A 1,419-nucleotide genomic window follows, 5' to 3' on the forward strand; every position below is an offset into this window, starting at 1 on the left:
GGACAAGTTCCCAATCATGTTAGTTCTGTTGGCGCAATCTTGTTGAAAAAATAGAAAACTCCTCTTTTTTTGTAAATTAGCGACTCCTAAAAATAATCTAAATGAGATACTTCACCTATACAATACTGGCCCTCCTAATTTCAACATTGGGAATGGCTCAAAAAACTTGTTGCAAACAAGCCAATGCACTTAAAACTGTTATCTATTCACCTGAGTTGATCAGTGATCAACTTTCTCCAAAAGTGAATGAACAATCAGGAATGGTGTGGCATAAGGATTTGTTTTGGGTAATTAACGATAGCGATTGTCTGCCCGAATTACTTGCTTACGATATAAATGGTGAACTGAAAAAGAATCTTCATATTAGTAATGCCAGCAATAAGGATTGGGAAGATTTAGCTGAAGATGAGCAATACATTTACATTGGTGATTTTGGAAACAACCGAGGCGCCAGAAAAGACCTGCGCGTGCTTCGTGTTTTAAAATCAGACATGGACAAACAAACAGAATTGGTGGTTGACTCCATCACATTTGTCTGGGCAGATCAACAGAACTTTGAGAAGCGAAATATGAAACACGATTTCGACTGTGAGGCCTTTTTTGCTTATGGGGATTCTCTTTACTTTTTCACAAAAAACTGGGCAAACAAAAAGACACGTTTGTATAGCATGTCGAAATTACCAGGTGATTACAAGCTAAAACCAATAGCAGAGTTCGATGTCGATTTTATGGTGACCGGGGCTGACATTACTGCCGATGGTAAAACAGTAGCTTTAGTGGGTTATAAAAACTACCGCACCTACATGATGCTCTTTACAAACATCGAAGGTGAAAATTTCTTTGCTGGTAATGCTCTACGCTTAGACCTGGAATCTCTTGGCGGTAGCCAAACCGAAGGCCTGGTTTTCACCGATAAAAATGAGCTCTACATCAATACTGAGGAAACCAGACTGCCACAGGCCGTTTATAAAGTGGATTGGAAAAGGCTTATTAGAAACAGATAAATAATACTCAAAAATAGCTGACCACTGATTACACTAACAAGTTAATGAGCTTGCGAATAAATTTCCACAGATTCCTAATGTTAGGATAATTATTAGTGCAAAAGGTTCAGGCTCTATGTCAAATACGTGGGTAACTATTGTATACCACGAAGTGGTTAAATTTGAATAACCGCACTAGAAAAGTGCGGTAGTAATAGTATTACGCATCATCCCTGAAAGGGGTGAACTAATTAAAATTACCCCTTATCGTAAATAATACTACTATATTCTCAATCAATAGCGTCCTAAATAAATTGGTGCTTCGCCCAAACCCGACTTCATTTTTTGGCTTGATCCAAAAAACGAAGCAAAAAAGATCAAGGCTGCTTTTTAAATATCTTTCTTATTTGCCTCATGCTTAAGTGTGGCCGGGTGA

At 38.1% G+C, this 1,419-nt stretch carries 1 protein-coding gene; it reads left to right on the forward strand.

The genetic code is table 11. The features are described 5' to 3' along the window. The first annotated feature begins 101 nt into the window (after nucleotides 1–101). On the forward strand, nucleotides 102–1,004 hold the full coding sequence (locus ABY905_RS17315; protein ID WP_372646160.1) for a hypothetical protein: 903 nt from the start codon (nucleotides 102–104) through the stop codon (nucleotides 1,002–1,004). Nucleotides 1,005–1,419: the final 415 nt, after the last annotated feature.

The organism is Ancylomarina sp., assembly GCF_041555295.1.
Taxonomy (GTDB): domain Bacteria; phylum Bacteroidota; class Bacteroidia; order Bacteroidales; family Marinifilaceae; genus Ancylomarina.

Excerpts from the sequence above, each read along its gene's own strand:
- ABY905_RS17315 (WP_372646160.1), top strand. The coding sequence starts at position 102 with ATGAGATACTTCACCTATACAATACTGGCCCTCCTAATTTCAACATTG.